This is a genomic window from Spongiibacter marinus (genome assembly GCF_016906995.1).
GTDB lineage: Bacteria > Pseudomonadota > Gammaproteobacteria > Pseudomonadales > Spongiibacteraceae > Spongiibacter > Spongiibacter marinus.
Genome location: NZ_JAFBBD010000008.1, coordinates 97583 through 114952, shown reverse-complemented (window position 1 = coordinate 114952; position 17370 = coordinate 97583). Strand labels below are relative to the sequence as shown.

Sequence of the window (17370 nt, the reverse complement as noted above, 5' to 3'; positions counted from 1 at the left end):
ATCAACTAGCAATAGTTCACTCACAGAGAAACCGCCAACTCACGTGCACTGCGCACCGCGCCTTCGATGTAGCCGATCTGCGCGCTGTCGCCAATATTGTGCACATCCAGCCCGCTTGCACGCAGCGCTTCTTCAAGTGCGGTGTTCGCGTCTGCGCCCTGAGCAATAATGACGGTGTCGGCAGCGACGCACTGGCTCTCACCTTCCTGCTCAAACACCACCTCACTGGGCGTGATGGCACTCACCGTGGCATGCGCCAACAAACGCACGCCGTGCTCAGACAGGCCGTGCAACACCCGCCAGCGGCGCACTATGCTGAGCTCAGAGCCAAAGTCCCTGCTGGGCTCAAGCACGGTGACATCCCGGCCACGCTCTACCAGCAGTTCCGCCACTTCCACACCAACCAGACCGCCGCCAATGATCACCACGCGGCGGCCAATGGGCATATACAAGCGGCTGAGACGGCGCATCCGTTCAATATTGCGGTTCAGGCGAAACGCGTGCATCAACCGCAGCATCAACCGCTGCACAAGCGTCAGCTTGCCGTGGGCATCCCCTGCAAACAACATATCGCGTAGCGCCTCACCATCCAAAACGTGTGGTAGCTCCTTACCTTGCAGCGGCGGTGCCTGGCGACGTGCGCCCACCGCGAGCACAACGGAATCCGGGCGCGCCGCTCGAATATCGTCAGCACTTGCCATTTTATTCAGCACCACCTGAGCAGCAGAGGCCTCAAGCCCCCGCGCAAGATAATCGATGAGTTTGCCATTGGGCTCATAGGCGAGCGCCGCCACGCGCAAGGTGCCGCCGAGCTGGTCGTCTTTCTCCCACAGGGTCACCGTATGACCGCGCTCGGCCAGTACCCGCGCGGCCTCCATTCCTGCGGGGCCGCCGCCGACAACCAATATGCTCCTCGGCTGAGACGCCGGCACGCTGCGCATCAGGCTCGCCTCGTCACCCGTCGCGGGGTTTACTGCGCAGCACAGCGCCTTGTTGATAAAAATCTGACTGACGCAAACGTAGCAGTAAATACAGGGGCGAATATCCTGCTGACGGCCGTCGCGCAGTTTATTGGGCAGCTCTGGGTCGGCAAGCAATTTGCGTCCCATAGCCAAAAAATCAAAATCGCCTTGGGCAATGTGCCGCTCCGCAACATCTGGCTCTATGCGACCCACCGCAATAACGGGAATGGTGACCGCCGAGCGAATCGCCTTGGCAAAATCGATATAGCCACCGGGCTGGTGAACCAGCGGGCCCTCGGTAAAGCCAATGGCGCTATTGTTTGAATACGCACTCACATTTATTGCGTGGCACCCGGCTTTGTCCAACCACTGCGACACCTGCACGGCATCGTCGAGCTTTATCCCGCCCTCGGTGCGATACTCACAGGCATCGAGCCGCACCATAATGGGAAAATCATCCCCCACAGCAAGCTTGATCGCGTCCACCACCTGCAGCAGCAAACGCGCTCGGTTGGCTAGCTCACCGCCGTATTCATCCTCTCGGCGGTTGGCATAGGGTGATAAGAAAGACGACAGCAAGTAGCCGTGGCCGGCGTGAATTTCCACCGCATCAAAACCCGCCTTAGCAACACGCGTAGCGGCAGACGCGAAACATTCGATTACCCAATCGATGTCCGCCTGGTCCATTTCTTTGAAACGCGGGCCCTTGCCATCAGGCCCCGCAGCACGAACAAAATTGGCCATCTCAGCCATCGTCAGACCGTTACCCATATCGTTGGCTGCGGGCTTGGGTATAGACGGCACCAGTATTTGCCGCCCTTCGACCACATCGTAAGCAGAGACTTTTCCGCTGTGATTTAGCTGCGCGGCAATGCGGCAGTCATGACGGTGAACCCGCTCAGCGAGGGCGCGCAAGCCCGGTAGAAACTCATCTGAAGACAGGCCCAACATGCGCGGCATCGACATTCCCAACGGCCACGCCACCGAGCTGGTTTCCAGCACGATCATACCCGCGCCGCCTGCAGCCCGCGCTTCGTAGTAGTCCATCGCTCGGTCACCGAGGCTGCCATCTTCCAGAATATACTCGGTGCCCATTGCGGCTAATATGGTGCGGTTGCGCAGCCGCATACCGGCGATATCACCCTCAGACATTAAGTGTGGATGGCGGCACTCGCCCACTTCACGCACATCAATCATCGCGGGTCTCCGCTACCAGAAACTGTCCGTACCAGCGCCGAAACTTGGCAAAGGGGCCGTCGCCATCGCACAACATTGGTTTTTCCAGATAGCGTTTGCGCGCCCAGATAATGCGGTCTTCTTCCATTTGCTGGCGAATATCATCAATTATCGCCTGCCCCACGCGGCCCACTTTTTGGCCATTGCCATCGCGCTGAATAAAGGCGTACATCGCCTTGGTGTTGTGGGCATCAATCGGCGTTAGATTCGCCATTAGCACCGTTTCACAAATGCCGCTGAAGCGCACGGTGGAGATCCCCGGGCCGATACTGCTGTTCTCAATCCGGCCTTCGATACGCCCCTTGGGAGTTTCCATTGCCGTTTCGAGCAAACCAAAACGGCAGTGTTCTTCAAAGCGCATCACCGTCGGCTCAGGCACTTCCGGTGTGCCGTGCACAAAGCGAAAGTGGGCAGCGTCCACCGCATTTTCGCCAATCTCTTGCGGGTGAGTCGCAATATCCCATTCGTAGATTTTTAGCTCTCCCCAATCATCTGTATCGGGCATCGCTTCATCAATCTGCGGAGGATCAAACAGTGGCTCGATCCCCTCAGGGTGATACCAAACATAAATACACTGGTTTTGCTCGCGCACCTGCCAACTGGGTATCACCTGCTCACACTTGGCAACCCGCGGCGGCATTCTTTCAGCGTAGGGAATACCCGTACACTGACCGTCGCCATTAAACTGCCAACCGTGAAAGGGGCAGACAATATTGTCGCCCACCACACGCGAGCCGCCGCCCGCCTGGTCGCGTATGCCGTAGCCCAAATGCGCCCCCATGTGCGGGCAGTAGGCATCCAGCACTTTGGCTTCACCGGCTTCGGTACGAAAAATCACCAATTCTTGGCCAAAGTATTCCAGCGGCAGCGACTGCCCCACTGCCAGTTGCTGGGAGTACAACACCTGAAACCAGCCGTAGGGCATGGGCAGCTCGACGCGAGGGCGTTTTGTAGAAGCAATAATCGTCATAAACCTATCCTCGCACTGCACCGCCGCCGTCGACAGACAGCAGCTGACCGGTAATAAAAGAGGCTTTGTCGGAGAGCAAAAACGCCACGGCATTGGCAATTTCTGCAGGCTCACCCAGGCGTTGCATCGGGGCGACCTTCCGCAATTGCTCCGCCATTTTGGGCTGCTCTTCAAAATACTTTTCCAAGCCTGGAGTGCGAATAACCCCTGGCGATACGGCGTTAATGCGAATACCCTGAGTGGCGTACTCAGTGGCAGCACTTTTCGTCAGAATATTCACACCGCCCTTTGCCGACGCGTAAGCGGTATTAAACGCCTGACCACGCAGCGAGGCGTTGGACGAAATATTCACAATGCTGCCACCGCCGTTAGCGAGCATGGCGTCGATCTCATACTTCATACACAGCCAGGTATTGGTCAGGCACAGCTCCAGCGTTTGGTCGAACACCTTACGCTCAAACTGGTGAATGGGGCCGCTACCGCGACTCACCGCCGCGTTATTACATGCCAGATCGAGTCTGCCAAAGCGCGCCAGGATGGCGGCGACAACTTGCTTTACCTCGTCCTCGGCACTGACGTCACAGTGCATATATACCGCACGCTCTCCTTCCTGATTTAGCTCAGCAACACAACGCTGACCGGCTTCATCATTCACATCCAAAACCGCGACCCTGGCTCCCTGAGCGATCAATTCTTCGCAAATCGCGCGGCCAATTCCCGTTGCGCCGCCGGTAACTAATGCGACTTTATCCTGCAATGCTATAGACACTTTCTATCTCCTTAGGAAGCATGAACGCGGCGCACAGGGTGCATCGCGAATAAAACAATAAGTGGCACCACCAGCGCGGCGACCACCCCGGTATACACCGACTTCAACAAGGTAAAATCGACTCGGCTAAGCGTGTCCACGCCTGCCACGGAAAATAATGCGGCGAGCACCGGCACGCTCAACAAGGCCGCCAGTAGCGCCAGCGCTAGGGCTTTTAGCGCATCGCGATGGGGCGCCAGCCAGCCCAGGTAGCGAATAAATGCGAATGGCGGTTGCACTGCCGCCAAGCCCAGCTTGGCAACTTTGCGGCGCTGCAGAGGCAGTACGATCAAACTGAGTATAAAAACCAGAATGGCGGCCGTTGCGATAAAGTCGACGATCACGCCCTGACCGCCCCACACCGCAAGGGTGGGTTTTTCCTCGCTGAGGTACCAGGCAAAGGCACCGTTTACACAGCCATTGATCACACCGTTGGTGGAGGCTTCCTTATAAATATGGCGGCGGCTATCTGAAGTCATACCTACTCCAATTGCGTAATTGCTTTTAATTATTAGGCTCTTAGTATTGTTGGACACACGCATTTGCTAAAGCACAAAAACTTTCAGAAACGCCGACATTAAATACCAATAACGCGGCGCAAAGAGTGTCTTATGACCATGCCTCAACCGACAGCCATGCACGAAATGCCCGTGCGCAAATTTCTGCGATTGCTCGACTATTTGGACAAAGTCGGCATCGACCAGCGCGCCATCGCCAAACGCTCTGGCTTGAATATCGACGATTTAATGGCAGCCGACGACGATAAAATGCTGCCCGGCTACCGTTATTCCAGCCTCTATGAATTGGCCGCCGAAGCCATGCAACAACTCAATATTGCGGTGCCCTGGGGTTCGGGAATAGGCAGCGATGTGTTTCGCTTTATGTGCTACAGCATTATCAATTGCCAAACCCTTGAAGATGCCCTGCACCGCGCACAGCGCTACCAGGAAATGCTCTACAGCATGACCGGCTATCGCATAGAGCTGATTGTTGATGCCGGTACTGCGGAGCTTATTTATCACTTTGATGCCGACAAAATCAGTCCGGAGTTTTTGCCTGATAGCTGGGATCGCACGGAGTTTTCAGACACCGTTGCGAAAGCATCGGGTATGCGGGTATGGCACGCCTTTATGGGCTGGCTGGTCGGGCGCGACATTGAGCTAAGCGGCCTGAAAATTGCCGCGCCAGAATTCTCCTACGCCTACTCAGACAGCGTGAACAGCGTGATGGGCGTGCCGCCGCAATATGACTGTGACTACACCGCGATTTGTTTCCCTGCTGAGTGCCTGCGCTACCGCACAGTTCACACCAGCGAATCGCTGGAAGCCTTTTTGCGCAACGCGGTTTACGCCCTCATTTCACAAGACTCGCGGCCTGCAAGTACCGGCGCCGCTATCCGCTCCCTGTTGGCCAAAAGCGGCGCAGGGGCACTGCCTAGCTTTGAAGATATGGCCGAAAACCTTCACATGTCGCCATCCAGCCTGCGCCGCCGGTTAAACAGTGAGGGCACCAGTTACCAGGAACTGAAAGACCACTATCGCCGCGACATCGCCATGCGCCACCTGCGCGATGACAAACTAAAAATTCACGAAATCGGCGAGCTACTAGGCTTTCTTGAATCCAGCTCGTTTATTCGCTCATTCCGCAACTGGACCGGCCTAACGCCAAAACAATACCGTTCTGAATTTATCGACGACTGAACCGTATCCCGGACACAAAAAAGGCGAGCCGCAGCTCGCCATAGAGGGGATATTCGAGAGTCGCGCAAACCAGAGCAACACCATGTGTCGCCCTGGCGCTGAACCCTGTCGCTGAACCTTAGTAGCTGTAACTCAGCGACACAGCCCATGTGCGCGGGCTATTGTAGCCGCCGCTCACAAAGGGGCCGACCACATAGCTGTTAGTCAACACACGCTTGTCTTCAAGGTTTTTACCTTCCACCGCGACACGCCATTTGCGATCCTGGGTCTCAAAAGCGACCGAGGCATTCACAATGTGGTGCTCTTCTTGTTGCTGCACGTCGGCAAAGGCATCGCGCTTATCTATTGGAGAGTTGGTGTAGGACGATGTTCTCCACGATACATCTGCCGCCGCCGTCAAGGTACCGTAGTCACGAATGTCGACAACATACTGGCTGTTCAGCTGGGCATTCCACTCAGAAGAAAAACCGATCTCGGTAAAGGGCGCGATGTCCACGTCGTTACCGGCGCTATCTTGCGTTTTATATGACTTAACGGTGCTATTCAGATAGCCCACATTTAGTCCTAGCAACCAGCTGTCAGTGGCTGAGAAACGCATTTCCAGCTCGCCGCCTTCTGTGGTCATTTCACCGACGTTATCCACCGACTGATCAAGGCTCGCACCATTCAACACGGTTATAGCAAACTGCTTGTCCTGATAGTCGTTGTAGAACAGCTCGGCGTTCATCTGCAGTCGACCTGACAACATGGTGGTCTTCACACCAAGGGTGTAAGCCATCACCGTTTCAGGATCAAACTCTGTCACTAAGCCGCCCTGATTCTGGAAGCCACCCGCTTTAAAGCCACTTGCCACACCGCCGTATACCAGGGTGTCCTCGCTGACGAAGTGCGACAACTTCACCGTGGGTGACAGCTCGTGCCAGGATTCACTGGCCTTGGGGTTGATGTCATTTGACGTTGTAAACGAACGGGTGAACGGCGTCGCCCAACCGGCGAACGCAGGGCTTGTCTCAACAGTCGCTTCCTGCCCCGGCGCAATGGCCACGATGGCACTGGGCGGGAACCCCTGAATCAAGGCGAGAGCAAAGAAGCGCTGATCGATTGTCGAACGCTGCTCGATAGCCTTGCTGTCCTTTGTGAAGCGCAGACCGGTCGACAACTGCCAGTCGGAGGCAAAATCCCAGTCCAGCGAACCGTAGACCGATTTAGACTCAACTTCCTGCCGGTCGTAGAAGTCCTCTTTGCGGTGAGTTTGCACCGCGCGCAGGCGCTCATACTGCTCAGTAATATTGTTGTAGTCCTGCTTACCATCGAGGTAGTAAGCACCGATCACACCACTGAGCGTTTCGCTGCTGTAATTAAATTGGAATTCCTGGCTGAAATCTTCGCTCTCAACCGGGCGTAACGTGGTAATGAATTGCTGGTCGGTGCCATCGAAGTCAAACACCTGCGTGTTATCCATCGTACGACGGGCGGTCACCGACTTAAACGACCACGTATCGTTGATGTCCCACTGGTAGGTTGCCGCCAGCGTGGTCGTTTCAATTTCATAATCATCAAAGCCATCGCCAAACTCGGTATTCACCACATCGCGGCGATTAAACGAGGTATCGTTGGCGCTATTGACCAGCCCGGTTCCAGGGCCGAAGAAATTGTTTGCCCCCGAGATCACAAAGTCGATACCCGCCAGGGTAGCAGCGTCAACCGCCAAGCGCTCAGGCAGGCGCGCCGCTGAGTTGTCTTGCATAATATCGGCGGCAAGGGTGAGTTCATGGCCCTCTTTCATGCGCCACAGCAGGCTACCGCGCAACGCGGTAACGTCTTCATCCCAATAGCCTTCGCCATTACTGCGATTGCGTTGCAGCGCGTCGCGCTCACTGCGCAGGAACCCGGCGCTGCCGTATAAACCGGCATCGCTGCTAATCGGCCCAGAGACACTGCCGCTTAACTCTGCTGCGCCGAACGCTCCGTATGAGGCTTTGACATCACCCATTAACTCGTCGCCAGGCTTGCGCGTCACATACTTCACCGCACCACCAATAGTATTGCGGCCATAGAGGTTACCCTGGGGGCCTTTCAACACCTCGATACGCTCTATGTCATAGGACTTCAGCAGCGCCCCCGTTGTGCGGTTTAGGTAAATATCATCGAGATAGATTCCCACCCCCTGATCGAAGCCGGGGTCATTACCGATACCGCGAATAAACACCTGCACCGCGCCCGCAACCAAACCACTGGTTTCGTTGAGGGTCACATTGGGCGTCATGCGTTGCAGGTCAGTAATATCGTCAACCTGTGCGGTTTCTAACTGCGAACTGCTGAAAGCGCTCACCGCCATGGGCACTTCTTGCAGGCTTTCAGCGCGCTTACGGGCGGTGACTAGCACCTCTTCTATCGGCGAGTTATTCGCCAAGACGGGCAGGGCTGGTGTGGCGATACCCAGACACATGAGGCTGGAAATAAGACGTCTATGAGTCATGCTTTCTCTTCCGTTTTACCGAGTTATTATGTTTATTCACTCTCGCTACTATGCACTGTAGTCGTGCATTTACGTGTTTTCCAAGTCAGAGCTTACGCCTGCAGCCGTGAAAAACGACAACAAAATCATTCATAAAAATGCGCCGAAGCGTTCATTTTTTGTACAGCACAAAAATTGCAGTTTGAGTCATTGATGTAAGCTCGAGAACCCTTCTTCTACCGCTCGGCTCCCAGCGGGCGGCTCGTCTAAACCGGGAATATGGCAGACGCCATTCACGTCACTGCTGCTGGCCTTCGCCTGATCCACAGGCTGATAAAACTGTTTGTACCAACGCCGCCCTCGGGCAAACGGCCCATCACTTTTTAGTTGTAATACCCGCGTCGCCGCCCGCTTGTTTTGCCAAATGCCAAAATCGGATGCCAACGAATCCAAGGCCCCCGCCTGAATTTGACGGGCCTGCTCCCGCTCCGCCTCGCCCGGCGAGCTGTTGCCACTGTTCACCAACACGCCGTGCCAGAGTTTGGTCACACCGTCTTCCACCGGTGTATTGGCAATGAATTCAATGCTCTCCACCTCGGCAAATAACTGGTGAGACAGCAACAGGCCGGGGCCGGTGTACCACGTGGTGGTTTGCAGCATCGCCTGGTATTCCTTGTGAAAACCACCCTGACGCTGAATGTAGATGTGGTCGCGCCACTCATTCTCGAAGTATTCGCAGGGTGCACCGTGGGTCGGCCCTAAGTGCCGGGCATCCGCCATATTATCGATCACCTCCTGAGGCTGAACGGGCAGCTCACCGAGGTGATCCATTTGCCACTGAATCCACTGCGGCTGGTGCCACTGGTCCAACGCCGGTGCCGGGTATTGCGGCTGGCTACCGTCTTCGTCAAACCACATCCAGATACCGCCAATGCCCTCCTCCACCGGGTAGCTTGTAAGCCTTGCCGAGCGCGGCATGGGGCCGTCGTGATAGGGAATGTCATCGCAAATCCCATCCGGCCCAAAGCGCCAGCCGTGGTAGGGGCAGCGAATCGACGAACCTTCGATTTGCGCGCCTTCTTTAGCGATAACCGCGGTATCGCTGGCGGCGATGTGACACTGCATATGCGGACAATAGGCGTCGAGCAGCACCGGCTTGCCATCCTCGCCGCGATAGAGTGCAAAATCGCGGGCAAAAAAACGCAAGGCCAGCGGCGACTGTCCAAGCTCGCTCGACTCTGCAATTAAAAACCAACCTCTGGGAAAGGTGTTTGGACCCAGTCCATAGTCTGCGGCCTTCGCCATTGCTTACTCCTTTTAAATGCTATCGGGGCGGAACATGGCGTCATGACCGCCGTCCACATACAACAGAGAGCCGCTGACAAACGCCGCCTCCCCGCTCAGTAAAAATCCGATGGCGTTGGCTATATCCTTTGTCTCACCCGCGCGCCCCAGGGGGATGCTGGCCAGAAACTCTTTGATCGCCGGGCCGTATTCCGGGTGGTTTTCCGTCTCGGCTGTCATCGCGGTGCGGGTGTAACCCGGTGCCACTGCATTCAAACGCACGCCGCGGCGTGCGTAATCGGGCGCCTTATGACGCATCCACCGCGCCAATGCCTGCTTGGAACCGCTGTACGCGGCATGGCCGCTCACCGCCGATAAGCGCGCCGCCATCGCCGCATGATCACCGGCGATAAGCGCCTCGATATACGCGTCGTCGCTGGGCTGGGGCGCAGAGTTAGAGGACACCAGAACCACCGCGCCGTGGCGCTGCGCCAAGGCATCAGCCAGGCCCTCCACTAGCGCGACCGATCCAAAAAAATTCACCTCGGGGATCAGCTCTACACGCGGACTGGTTCCGCCGATGCCTGCGCAACAGACCAAGCCATCCAGACCATCGGGGAAGGCACTCAATATTTGGCTGACCGCACCGCGACGGCCCGACTCCGTCGATAAGTCAGCGACAATATCGGCATCCTGGCGGTCCAGGCCGACCACCCGCTCCCCATCGCTCACCAAGCGCTCACACACCGCCGCACCAATGCCTGATGCACTGCCTGTTACCACGTATCCGCCCATGATCTTCCCCTTTGTTATTCTGATTGCTTGGCTGAGGCAAACCTCAGCCGACTCTTGATTGGCCGCCGTCCAGCGCGATGCTCTGGCCGTTCACGTAGCGGCAGGCATCACTGCATAAGCTGGCGACAAACTCACCAATATCCTCTTTGCACTCACCGATGCGGCGCATGGGGATAGTGGCAACAAACTCAGCAGCTTCCTCTGGCCGGTTCTCCGTCCACCATTGCAATGCCGGCGACATCGCGTGGGGCAAAATGACATTCGTGCGAATACCCTCTGGCCCCCACTCGCAGGCGGCGGCCCGGCTGTAGGCGCGAATCGCTTCCTTCACTGCCGCATAAGCTCCGTACCCGGACATATCCCAACGCATCGCCGCCGACGACGCCAAATTCACAATCACGCCATCGCCTTTCAAATGGGGGTAGCACAACTTCATCAGGCGCAGTGTTGCCACCGGCCCGGACTGCCAGCCCGCCTCAATCGCGTCTTCGCTCACGTCGAGCAAATTTCCCAATGGCACTTCCTGGGCATTGTTCACAAGAATCTGAATACCCCCCAGCTCCGCCACGCAGCGTTCAACCGCGGCGGCTAACTCCTCTGCACTCTTTACATTGGCGCTAATCGCCAAGGCCTCGCCGCCCGCTGCCGCAATGCGCTCGCGTGTTGATTCGAGCTTATCGAGGCTGCGCCCGAGCAGCGCGACCGCCGCGCCGCGTTCGGCTAGCGCCAACGCAATACCCTGACCAACGCCTTGCCCGGCACCCGTTACCAGTGCCACTTTATTTTTCAAAAACTGTTCTGCCATAACTCCCCCTTGGCATTTTTTAAGGATGGTAGCCCCCTGTCTCGGCGAACCCGACGACAAAAAACACTATTTTTATGCACATTTTCGTCACCCCATCGGTGCTGAATTTTTTGGCCAACGAATCTGATTGGAAATGTGCTCAGCAAGTGTAGTGCGCCTCTCTACTATGGGCGCCACCCATCGCGGTGAGCTCGCCGTGACCCTTCGACGACTATCCCGCAACGAGTAATGAGAAGCGCAAATTATGAAGTTTTGCTACAACCCAAGTATGTGCCCGGTAGACCAATACACAGCGCTCGCACAAAGCGCCGAGCAGCTCGGCTTTAACAGCTTGGCACTGCCAGACAGCCTGAGCTTTCCCGAACACTCATCGTCGAAATACCCCTATAACGGCTCCGGCTCGCGAGATTTTCTGAAGGGTCAGCCATTTGTCGAACCCATGGTTGCTATTCCCTTTATTGCGGCACATACCAAAACACTGCGTTTTGTCACCTCGGTCTACAAGCTGGCGATTCGCCAACCATTGGTGGTGGCCAAACAGTTGTCGAGTCTGCTGTCACTGTGCGGTGACCGGCTGGACTTCGGCGTTGGCATCAGCCCCTGGCCAGAAGACTTTGAAGGCTGCCAAATTCCCTGGGAAAAACGCGGTCAGCGCCTGAACGAGCAAATCGATATTCTTCGCGGCCTGCTCAGCGGCGACTTCTTTAGCTACCAAGGGCAACAGCTGTCGATCGACAGCATGCAGCTCTGCCCCACTCCCGAATTCGCCTTGCCGATTTTGATTGGCGGCCACTCCGACGCCGCCTTAAAACGGGCCGCAAGACTTGGCGATGGCTGGATTGGCGCAGGCGCCAGCCTCGACGAATACCGCCAGCTTATCGACAAGCTTAAGGAATACCGCAAAGTCTACGAGCGCGAGCACCTGCCCTTTCGTATTCAAGTGGCCTCGGGTGATGTATTTAGCCCACGAGGACTCGACGCGCTCACTGAAATGGGCGTGGATGAGTGCCACATCGCCTTCCGCAATGCCTATGAAGATGGCGTCGACCGAGGCAGCCTTGCACAGAAACAAGACCAACTGGCGAGCTTCGCGCAGCGCTTTATTTCATAGGGCCTGTAAACCCTAGCAAGCTTCACTCTTGCACCCAGCGATGGGTGCGTCCCGCTTGCCGGCGTATGCCGGCTTTTTTTTGCTCGGCGCACTGCCAAAGCGAAAAATGGCGAAAGCAAAAACCCCTCACTCCAAATAAGACACTTGACTTATTAAGACGATCGTCTTATCTTGCCCAGCATGACAACAGACCAGCACGACAATCTCAGCTTAAGCAGCGGCGCCTTGCAGCTCGTACTCAGCGCCGAACAATTGATCGCCGACAAGGGCATAGACGGGGTATCCAGCCGCGAAGTTGCCCGCGCCGCCGGTCACAAAAACCACTCTGCGGTGAACTATAACTTCGGCTCCTTCGACGGCCTGATAGAAGCGATCATCGACTATCGGGTGCGGCCGATTAATCAACAGCGGGAAGTGCTGCTCACCGCCTTGCTGGAACAACAGCAACAGCCAACGCTTTACGCGCTGGTCGATTTAATGGCCAGACCACTGGCCAGTGAGTTGCTTCGCGGCAATGGCGAGAGCCGCTACCTGAGTTTAATTGCTCAGCTGCTATCGCGCGGTCACTGGCGCGAGCTGTTCCTGCGCAATCGCTCGCGCTCTTCGGCCTTGATCAAAATCAGTGAGCTTATGGCCGCGCAATTGGCCGATACGCTGCCGAGTGAGATCTACAACGAGCGCGTTCGCTTGCTGGGTAGTCAGATTATTTACAGCATTGCCGAGTGGGACAACTTGCAGCACAAGGGCCAGCTCGCACTGGACGAAAGCAGCTTGGAGTGGCGCCTGCAAAACCTGATCGAATACGCGATAGGCGGCCTGACCGCCAACCATAATAAGAGGAACTAAGCATGGAACTCATGCCGCACATCGAGCTCGTTATTCTCAGTATTTTCCTGATCGCCTTCCTTGTTGAGCTGGCGGGAGGCCGCCTTAAAAAATCGCCACGGCCGCTGCGCGACTTTGTGTTTATGTTATTTGGCATGTTTTCCAACCTACTTCTGGCTGGCGCGGTCATCGGTAGTGTGATCGGTTGGCTGCTAGCCAAGCAATTTCCAGACAGCGCTGGCAGCCTCGCTGGCACGGCCTTCTGGTTGGCCTTTCCGGTTATTTTCTTTATTGAGGAATTTGCCCATTACTGGCTGCACCGCGCCGCCCATGAATGGCGCTGGCTATGGAAAATTCACCGCACCCACCACAGTGCCGAGCACCTGAATATTTCCGTGGTCTACCGCTACAATTTCTTTTGGGTATTCATGTTGCCGCAAACCTGGATGGGCGCTTTTGCAGTGTATTTCGGCCTGGGAGAAGCCTTCCTGGCAGCGGTGTTTGTCACCTACATGGTGAACCTTGGCACCCATAGCAGCTATCGCTGGGACTTGTGGCTGCGCAACAAAGCCCCCGTATTGGAACCCGTATGGAAGGTGATTGAGCGCGTCGTGACCCTGCCCGACACGCATCACGCCCACCATGCCTATGGCAAGTCTGCCCACCCCAATGGCAACTATGCCGTCACCGTGTTCTTGTTTGATATGCTGTTTGGCACCGCCAAAATTCCCAATGGCCGCCAAACCCGCTACGGCTTGCCCATTTCCCCGCGCTTGCACTGGGCTGAGGAATTGCTGTGGCCAGTGGTGCGTAAACCGCTGCTGCCCAAGCCCGAGCAAGCGGCAAAAACCGACGCCTAGCGAGCCGCTCGCGCCTTGGTATAGGCGGTGGCCTGTGCCGACAGCGGATCGTCTGGCCAGGGGTGTTTGGGATAGCGCCCCTTCATTTCTTTTTTTACCGCCTCGTAACTGCTGCGCCAGAAGCCAGCCAGATCACTGGTAACCTGCAACGGTCGCTGAGCCGGTGACAATAAATGCACCAACAATGGCTGCCTGCCCTCGGCAACGCGCGGGGTATCTTCGCAGCCAAACATCTCTTGCAGCTTCACCGCCAACACCGGCGGCGAAGCACAATAATCGACGCGAATTTTCGAGCCTGACGGCACACTAATACGTTCCGGCGCGGCGCGCTGCAGGGCCTGCTGCTGCGGCCAGTCCAACTGCGCCAACAGCATGGCCTCAACATCCAGGGCCTGAATATCACGTAATTTGCTCACCCCGTTTAGATACGGTGGCAACCATTGCTCCAGCGAGTCCAACAGCGCGCTGTCGCTAAAGTCAGGCCATTGCCCGGGCACGCAGTCGTGCTCGGCCAGCAAGGCCACCCTCCCCTGAAGCTGACGCGCTGCCTCCGACCAGCGCAGCAACTCCAATCCTCTGCGACGCAACAAGGCCATCAGTGCCTGCTCGCGCAAGGACTCGTCCAACGCGGTTTCTGGTCGGCTGTCGAGCAGTAACTTGCCCAGCCAGCGCTGGCGCTCGGCAACAAAACGCTGCTGAGCATCATCCCAATCTGCCGACACCCGCTCGCTGATTAGCGGCGACAGCGCGTCTTCTAATACCGACTCAGGCAGTGGACAAGCCAGGCGAATGCGGTCATTGCTGTCGCCGACATTGGCACTGAGCTCAATGGCCACTAGGTAAGGGCTGCCGCGCAGCGGATCATCACTGGCCAGGAATGCCGAGCGGCCGTTACTTAATTGAAATTCATGGCTGCCTGCAGCGCGCTGACGGCCAATGCGGTCGGGAAAGGCCCTGGCGGTCGCGATTGCCAGCGCTCGCTCGGTGTTGCCATCAAAGACGCCGTCGCTATTCGCGCCCGCCAACAAGCGCTGATACTGTGCACTCTGTTGCAGGATACGGCGGTAGCGTTTGGGCTCGCGAGATACCTCGGCCATGCGCAAGGCAATGTCAGCCCCCGCCATGCCCGGCAGATCACGCTCACCCAACAGCGCTGCCAACAAGCACGCCGACTCGGCAACACCCAGCGCATGGCCGTGCAATAACATGTGCGCCAGTCGCGGTGGCAATGGCAGGCGCGCCATTGCCTCGCCGTGCTCGGTCAAGCTCAGCGCCGCGCCGCCCTCGTCCACCGCGCCGCAGGTTTTCAGTAATGCCAGCGCCTGCTCGCAATGCGCGGGCGGTGGCGCATCCAACCACAGAAGTGCCTCTGGAGAACTGCCCCACTGCAGGCATTGCAATACCAGGGCACTCAGGTCACTTTGCAGAATTTCCGGTTCGCTGTGGGCCTGCAAACGCTGTTGCTCGGCTTCGCTCCACAAGCGGTAAGCCACCCCCGGCGCCTGCCGACCGGCGCGACCGGCGCGCTGCGCTGCCGACGCCGCGGAAATTCGCTGAGTGTGCAAACGGCTGCTGCCGTTGCGCGCATCGAACACCATTGTCCGCTCTAGACCACTGTCGATGACAATGTTTACGCCATCGATGGTCAGACTGCTCTCGGCAATATTGGTGGCCAGTACCAACTTGCGCTGACCCGTCGGCGGTGTGGCGATGGCCCGCCGCTGCTCGGCCAGACTCAGATTGCCATACAGCGGCGCGATCAAGGTGTGCTTGTCGAGCGCTGGCGCTAATCGACTGGCCAGACGATGAATGTCTGCCTGCCCTGGCAGAAAGGCTAAGATATTGCCGGCATGCTGACTGTGAGCCGCCAGGATATAGCTCTGCATCTGCTCCAGATAATCCGGGGCACGACCGTCGCGCCGCTTTGCCAGTGCCTGGTAGTGAATATCGACCGGATATTGCCGCCCCTCACTGCGCAGCACCGGGGCGTTGTTTAAATACTCGCTCAGTGCGTCGCCATTCAGGGTGGCCGACATCAGCAGTAATTTCAGCGGCGCATCGCGCAGCTCGGAAAATAAGCGCCGTCCTTCCAGGGCGAGCGCCAAGCCCAGATCGGCATCCAGACTGCGCTCGTGAAACTCGTCAAAGATCAGCAGGCCCACCTGCTCCAGGCTCGGGTCATCCTGCAGCATGCGCTGCAGAATCCCCTCGGTGATCACTTCAATGCGCGTCTTGCCGGAGACTCGGCTCTCCAGGCGCACGCGATAACCCACGGTCTCGCCCACCGCCTCGCCCAACAGCTGCGCCATGCGCTCGGCGGCGCCCCGCGCAGCAATACGGCGCGGTTCCAGCATGAGAATTTTGCGCCCGGCCAGCCAAGGGGCATCGAGCAGCGACAGGGGTACTTGGGTTGTTTTACCCGCGCCTGGCGGCGCTTCCAGCACCAGCTCATCACGCTGCGACAGCGTGTCTTTGAGCTCGTCGAGCAAGGCAAAAATGGGCAGCACGTCGGCCATAGAAAACGGTTCAGGCAAGGCGGCGGCATGCCGCCGCAGCAAGGGTTTAGATAAAGGCTTTCAAATCGCGCAGAAAGTCTTCCAACTTATCGTGGTGTACCCAGTGGCTGGCGCCGGGGTAGCGTTTGATTATCGCATCTTTGAAGTAGGCCAAACGACCGCTTTCTTCCGGGTCCTCAACAAAGGTTTCTGTTCCCCAAGCCAGGAAAGTCGGGCATTCGATATTGGTGAAAATTTCCTTCAGCTCCTCCTCACCACTTTCCAGCCGGTTCAGCTTGCGGGTGTAGTTATCAAACTTCCAGCTGTAGGTACCGTCTTCATTCTGGCTGGCACCGTGACAGGTCAGGTGCCGAGCCTGCGCCTCGGTGAGGTGGGGGTTTTCCTCGTGCATACGCTCAAAGGCGTCGTGGAGGTTAGCGTAGCGGCGCGGCAGGCGCGATGACATGCCGTGGCGTACTTTCACCCAGTCGCGCATTTTCTGGCGATAACTCATGGTATCGCACACTTCGGTCTCATCTTTGTTCGGCAAAATGCCTTCAATGTTGACCAGCTTCTTTACGTTCTCTGGATAAATAGACGCGTAACGACTGGCGATATTGCCCCCCATCGAATGGCCAACAATGGTCGCCGGGCCTAATTTCTTTTGATTAATCAGCTGCGCGATATCACACACGTAAGCTTCAAAGCTGTAGTGACCATCGGGAGACCAGGCACTGTCGCCGTGGCCACGCAAATCGGGCGCGATAATATGCCAGTCGTGGCGCAGCTCTTCGGCGATCCAGTCCCAATTTCGGCAGTGGTCTTGGCCTCCGTGAATCAAGATCAGTGGCGGCGCGTCCGGGTTGCCCCAGTCCACGTAATGCAGCCTCAGGCGCTGGGAAATATAAATATGCGACGTCGGGCCATGTAAATCGGGAATCATCACTCTCTCCTTATCCAATGGCCCCGGGCGGGCTGCCACCCGAGGCCCTGACCATCATAGGACGCAAGACTAAATGAAACTAGGGCCTGTTAACATCCAGCCGGGCGCTTTTACCGTA

General features: G+C 57.1%; 14 protein-coding genes. 4 read left to right on the top strand and 10 right to left on the bottom strand.

All coding sequences use genetic code 11. The features are described from left to right. Positions 1-20 precede the first annotated feature (20 nt). Genes HNR64_RS13240 through HNR64_RS13225 form a run of 4 tightly spaced genes read right to left on the bottom strand, consistent with a single transcriptional unit; the run spans position 21 to position 4455 of the window. Positions 21-2159, bottom strand: a complete 2139-nt coding sequence (locus tag HNR64_RS13240; RefSeq protein ID WP_204996922.1) for an oxidoreductase — start codon at positions 2157-2159, stop codon at positions 21-23. Beyond that, positions 2152-3168, bottom strand: coding sequence for a Rieske 2Fe-2S domain-containing protein (locus tag HNR64_RS13235; RefSeq protein ID WP_204996921.1), 1017 nt, complete (start codon positions 3166-3168; stop codon positions 2152-2154). Before HNR64_RS13235 ends, HNR64_RS13240 begins: the two co-directional genes overlap by 8 nt. Positions 3169-3172: 4 nt before the next feature. Beyond that, complete coding sequence (locus HNR64_RS13230) at positions 3173-3937, bottom strand: SDR family NAD(P)-dependent oxidoreductase (protein ID WP_338061857.1); 765 nt, start codon at positions 3935-3937, stop codon at positions 3173-3175. An 11-nt stretch (positions 3938-3948) separates the two neighbouring features. After that, the gene (locus tag HNR64_RS13225; RefSeq protein ID WP_204996920.1) at positions 3949-4455 is read right to left on the bottom strand and encodes a hypothetical protein; all 507 of its coding nucleotides are present in this window, start codon (positions 4453-4455) and stop codon (positions 3949-3951) included. Positions 4456-4587: 132 nt separating this feature from the next. Here HNR64_RS13225 and HNR64_RS13220 point away from each other — a divergent pair, with 132 nt between their 5' ends. Then, positions 4588-5676, top strand: a complete 1089-nt coding sequence (locus tag HNR64_RS13220) for an AraC family transcriptional regulator (protein ID WP_204996919.1) — start codon at positions 4588-4590, stop codon at positions 5674-5676. A gap of 118 nt (positions 5677-5794) precedes the next feature. On the opposite strand, the gene HNR64_RS13215 is transcribed toward HNR64_RS13220, so the two are convergent. The 4 genes from HNR64_RS13215 to HNR64_RS13200 all read right to left on the bottom strand — a co-directional run bounded on the left by HNR64_RS13215 (position 5795) and on the right by HNR64_RS13200 (position 11018). Beyond that, entirely contained in the window at positions 5795-8155 is a 2361-nt protein-coding gene (locus HNR64_RS13215) for a TonB-dependent receptor (protein WP_204996918.1), read from the bottom strand. Between the two features lie 186 nt (positions 8156-8341). Continuing rightward, a complete protein-coding gene (locus HNR64_RS13210) occupies positions 8342-9439 on the bottom strand; it encodes an aromatic ring-hydroxylating dioxygenase subunit alpha (protein WP_204996917.1) in 1098 nt (365 codons plus the stop codon). Positions 9440-9451: 12 nt separating this feature from the next. Further along, positions 9452-10213: an SDR family oxidoreductase gene (locus tag HNR64_RS13205; RefSeq protein WP_204996916.1), complete on the bottom strand. Its 762-nt coding sequence runs from the start codon at positions 10211-10213 to the stop codon at positions 9452-9454. Between the two features lie 43 nt (positions 10214-10256). Next, positions 10257-11018 carry an SDR family NAD(P)-dependent oxidoreductase gene (locus tag HNR64_RS13200; RefSeq protein ID WP_204996915.1) on the bottom strand — a complete coding sequence of 254 codons (762 nt, stop codon included), beginning with the start codon at positions 11016-11018 and terminating at the stop codon, positions 10257-10259. A gap of 244 nt (positions 11019-11262) precedes the next feature. Here HNR64_RS13200 and HNR64_RS13195 point away from each other — a divergent pair, with 244 nt between their 5' ends. From HNR64_RS13195 to HNR64_RS13185, 3 genes are all read left to right on the top strand, one after another. Further along, complete coding sequence (locus HNR64_RS13195; RefSeq protein WP_204996914.1) at positions 11263-12129, top strand: TIGR03619 family F420-dependent LLM class oxidoreductase; 867 nt, start codon at positions 11263-11265, stop codon at positions 12127-12129. 180 nt (positions 12130-12309) lie between these two features. Next, positions 12310-12975, top strand: a complete 666-nt coding sequence (locus tag HNR64_RS13190; RefSeq protein WP_204996913.1) for a TetR/AcrR family transcriptional regulator — start codon at positions 12310-12312, stop codon at positions 12973-12975. 2 nt (positions 12976-12977) lie between these two features. Continuing rightward, a complete protein-coding gene (locus tag HNR64_RS13185; protein WP_204996912.1) occupies positions 12978-13814 on the top strand; it encodes a sterol desaturase family protein in 837 nt (278 codons plus the stop codon). Here the strand turns inward: HNR64_RS13185 and hrpB are convergent. Continuing rightward, positions 13811-16330 carry an ATP-dependent helicase HrpB gene (hrpB, locus tag HNR64_RS13180; RefSeq protein WP_204996911.1) on the bottom strand — a complete coding sequence of 840 codons (2520 nt, stop codon included), beginning with the start codon at positions 16328-16330 and terminating at the stop codon, positions 13811-13813. The two genes, HNR64_RS13185 and hrpB, sit on opposite strands and share 4 nt — an antisense overlap. 46 nt (positions 16331-16376) lie before the next feature. Continuing rightward, entirely contained in the window at positions 16377-17252 is an 876-nt protein-coding gene (locus tag HNR64_RS13175) for an alpha/beta fold hydrolase (RefSeq protein WP_204996910.1), read from the bottom strand. Positions 17253-17370: the final 118 nt, after the last annotated feature.

Coding starts and splice junctions, on each gene's coding strand:
- HNR64_RS13240 (WP_204996922.1), bottom strand. CDS start 2,159: ATGATTGATGTGCGTGAAGTGGGCGAGTGCCGCCATCCACACTTAATG.
- HNR64_RS13235 (WP_204996921.1), bottom strand. CDS start 3,168: ATGACGATTATTGCTTCTACAAAACGCCCTCGCGTCGAGCTGCCCATG.
- HNR64_RS13225 (WP_204996920.1), bottom strand. CDS start 4,455: ATGACTTCAGATAGCCGCCGCCATATTTATAAGGAAGCCTCCACCAAC.
- HNR64_RS13220 (WP_204996919.1), top strand. CDS start 4,588: ATGACCATGCCTCAACCGACAGCCATGCACGAAATGCCCGTGCGCAAA.
- HNR64_RS13215 (WP_204996918.1), bottom strand. CDS start 8,155: ATGACTCATAGACGTCTTATTTCCAGCCTCATGTGTCTGGGTATCGCC.
- HNR64_RS13210 (WP_204996917.1), bottom strand. CDS start 9,439: ATGGCGAAGGCCGCAGACTATGGACTGGGTCCAAACACCTTTCCCAGA.
- HNR64_RS13205 (WP_204996916.1), bottom strand. CDS start 10,213: ATGGGCGGATACGTGGTAACAGGCAGTGCATCAGGCATTGGTGCGGCG.
- HNR64_RS13200 (WP_204996915.1), bottom strand. CDS start 11,018: ATGGCAGAACAGTTTTTGAAAAATAAAGTGGCACTGGTAACGGGTGCC.
- HNR64_RS13195 (WP_204996914.1), top strand. CDS start 11,263: ATGAAGTTTTGCTACAACCCAAGTATGTGCCCGGTAGACCAATACACA.
- HNR64_RS13190 (WP_204996913.1), top strand. CDS start 12,310: ATGACAACAGACCAGCACGACAATCTCAGCTTAAGCAGCGGCGCCTTG.
- HNR64_RS13185 (WP_204996912.1), top strand. CDS start 12,978: ATGGAACTCATGCCGCACATCGAGCTCGTTATTCTCAGTATTTTCCTG.
- hrpB (WP_204996911.1), bottom strand. CDS start 16,330: ATGGCCGACGTGCTGCCCATTTTTGCCTTGCTCGACGAGCTCAAAGAC.
- HNR64_RS13175 (WP_204996910.1), bottom strand. CDS start 17,252: ATGATTCCCGATTTACATGGCCCGACGTCGCATATTTATATTTCCCAG.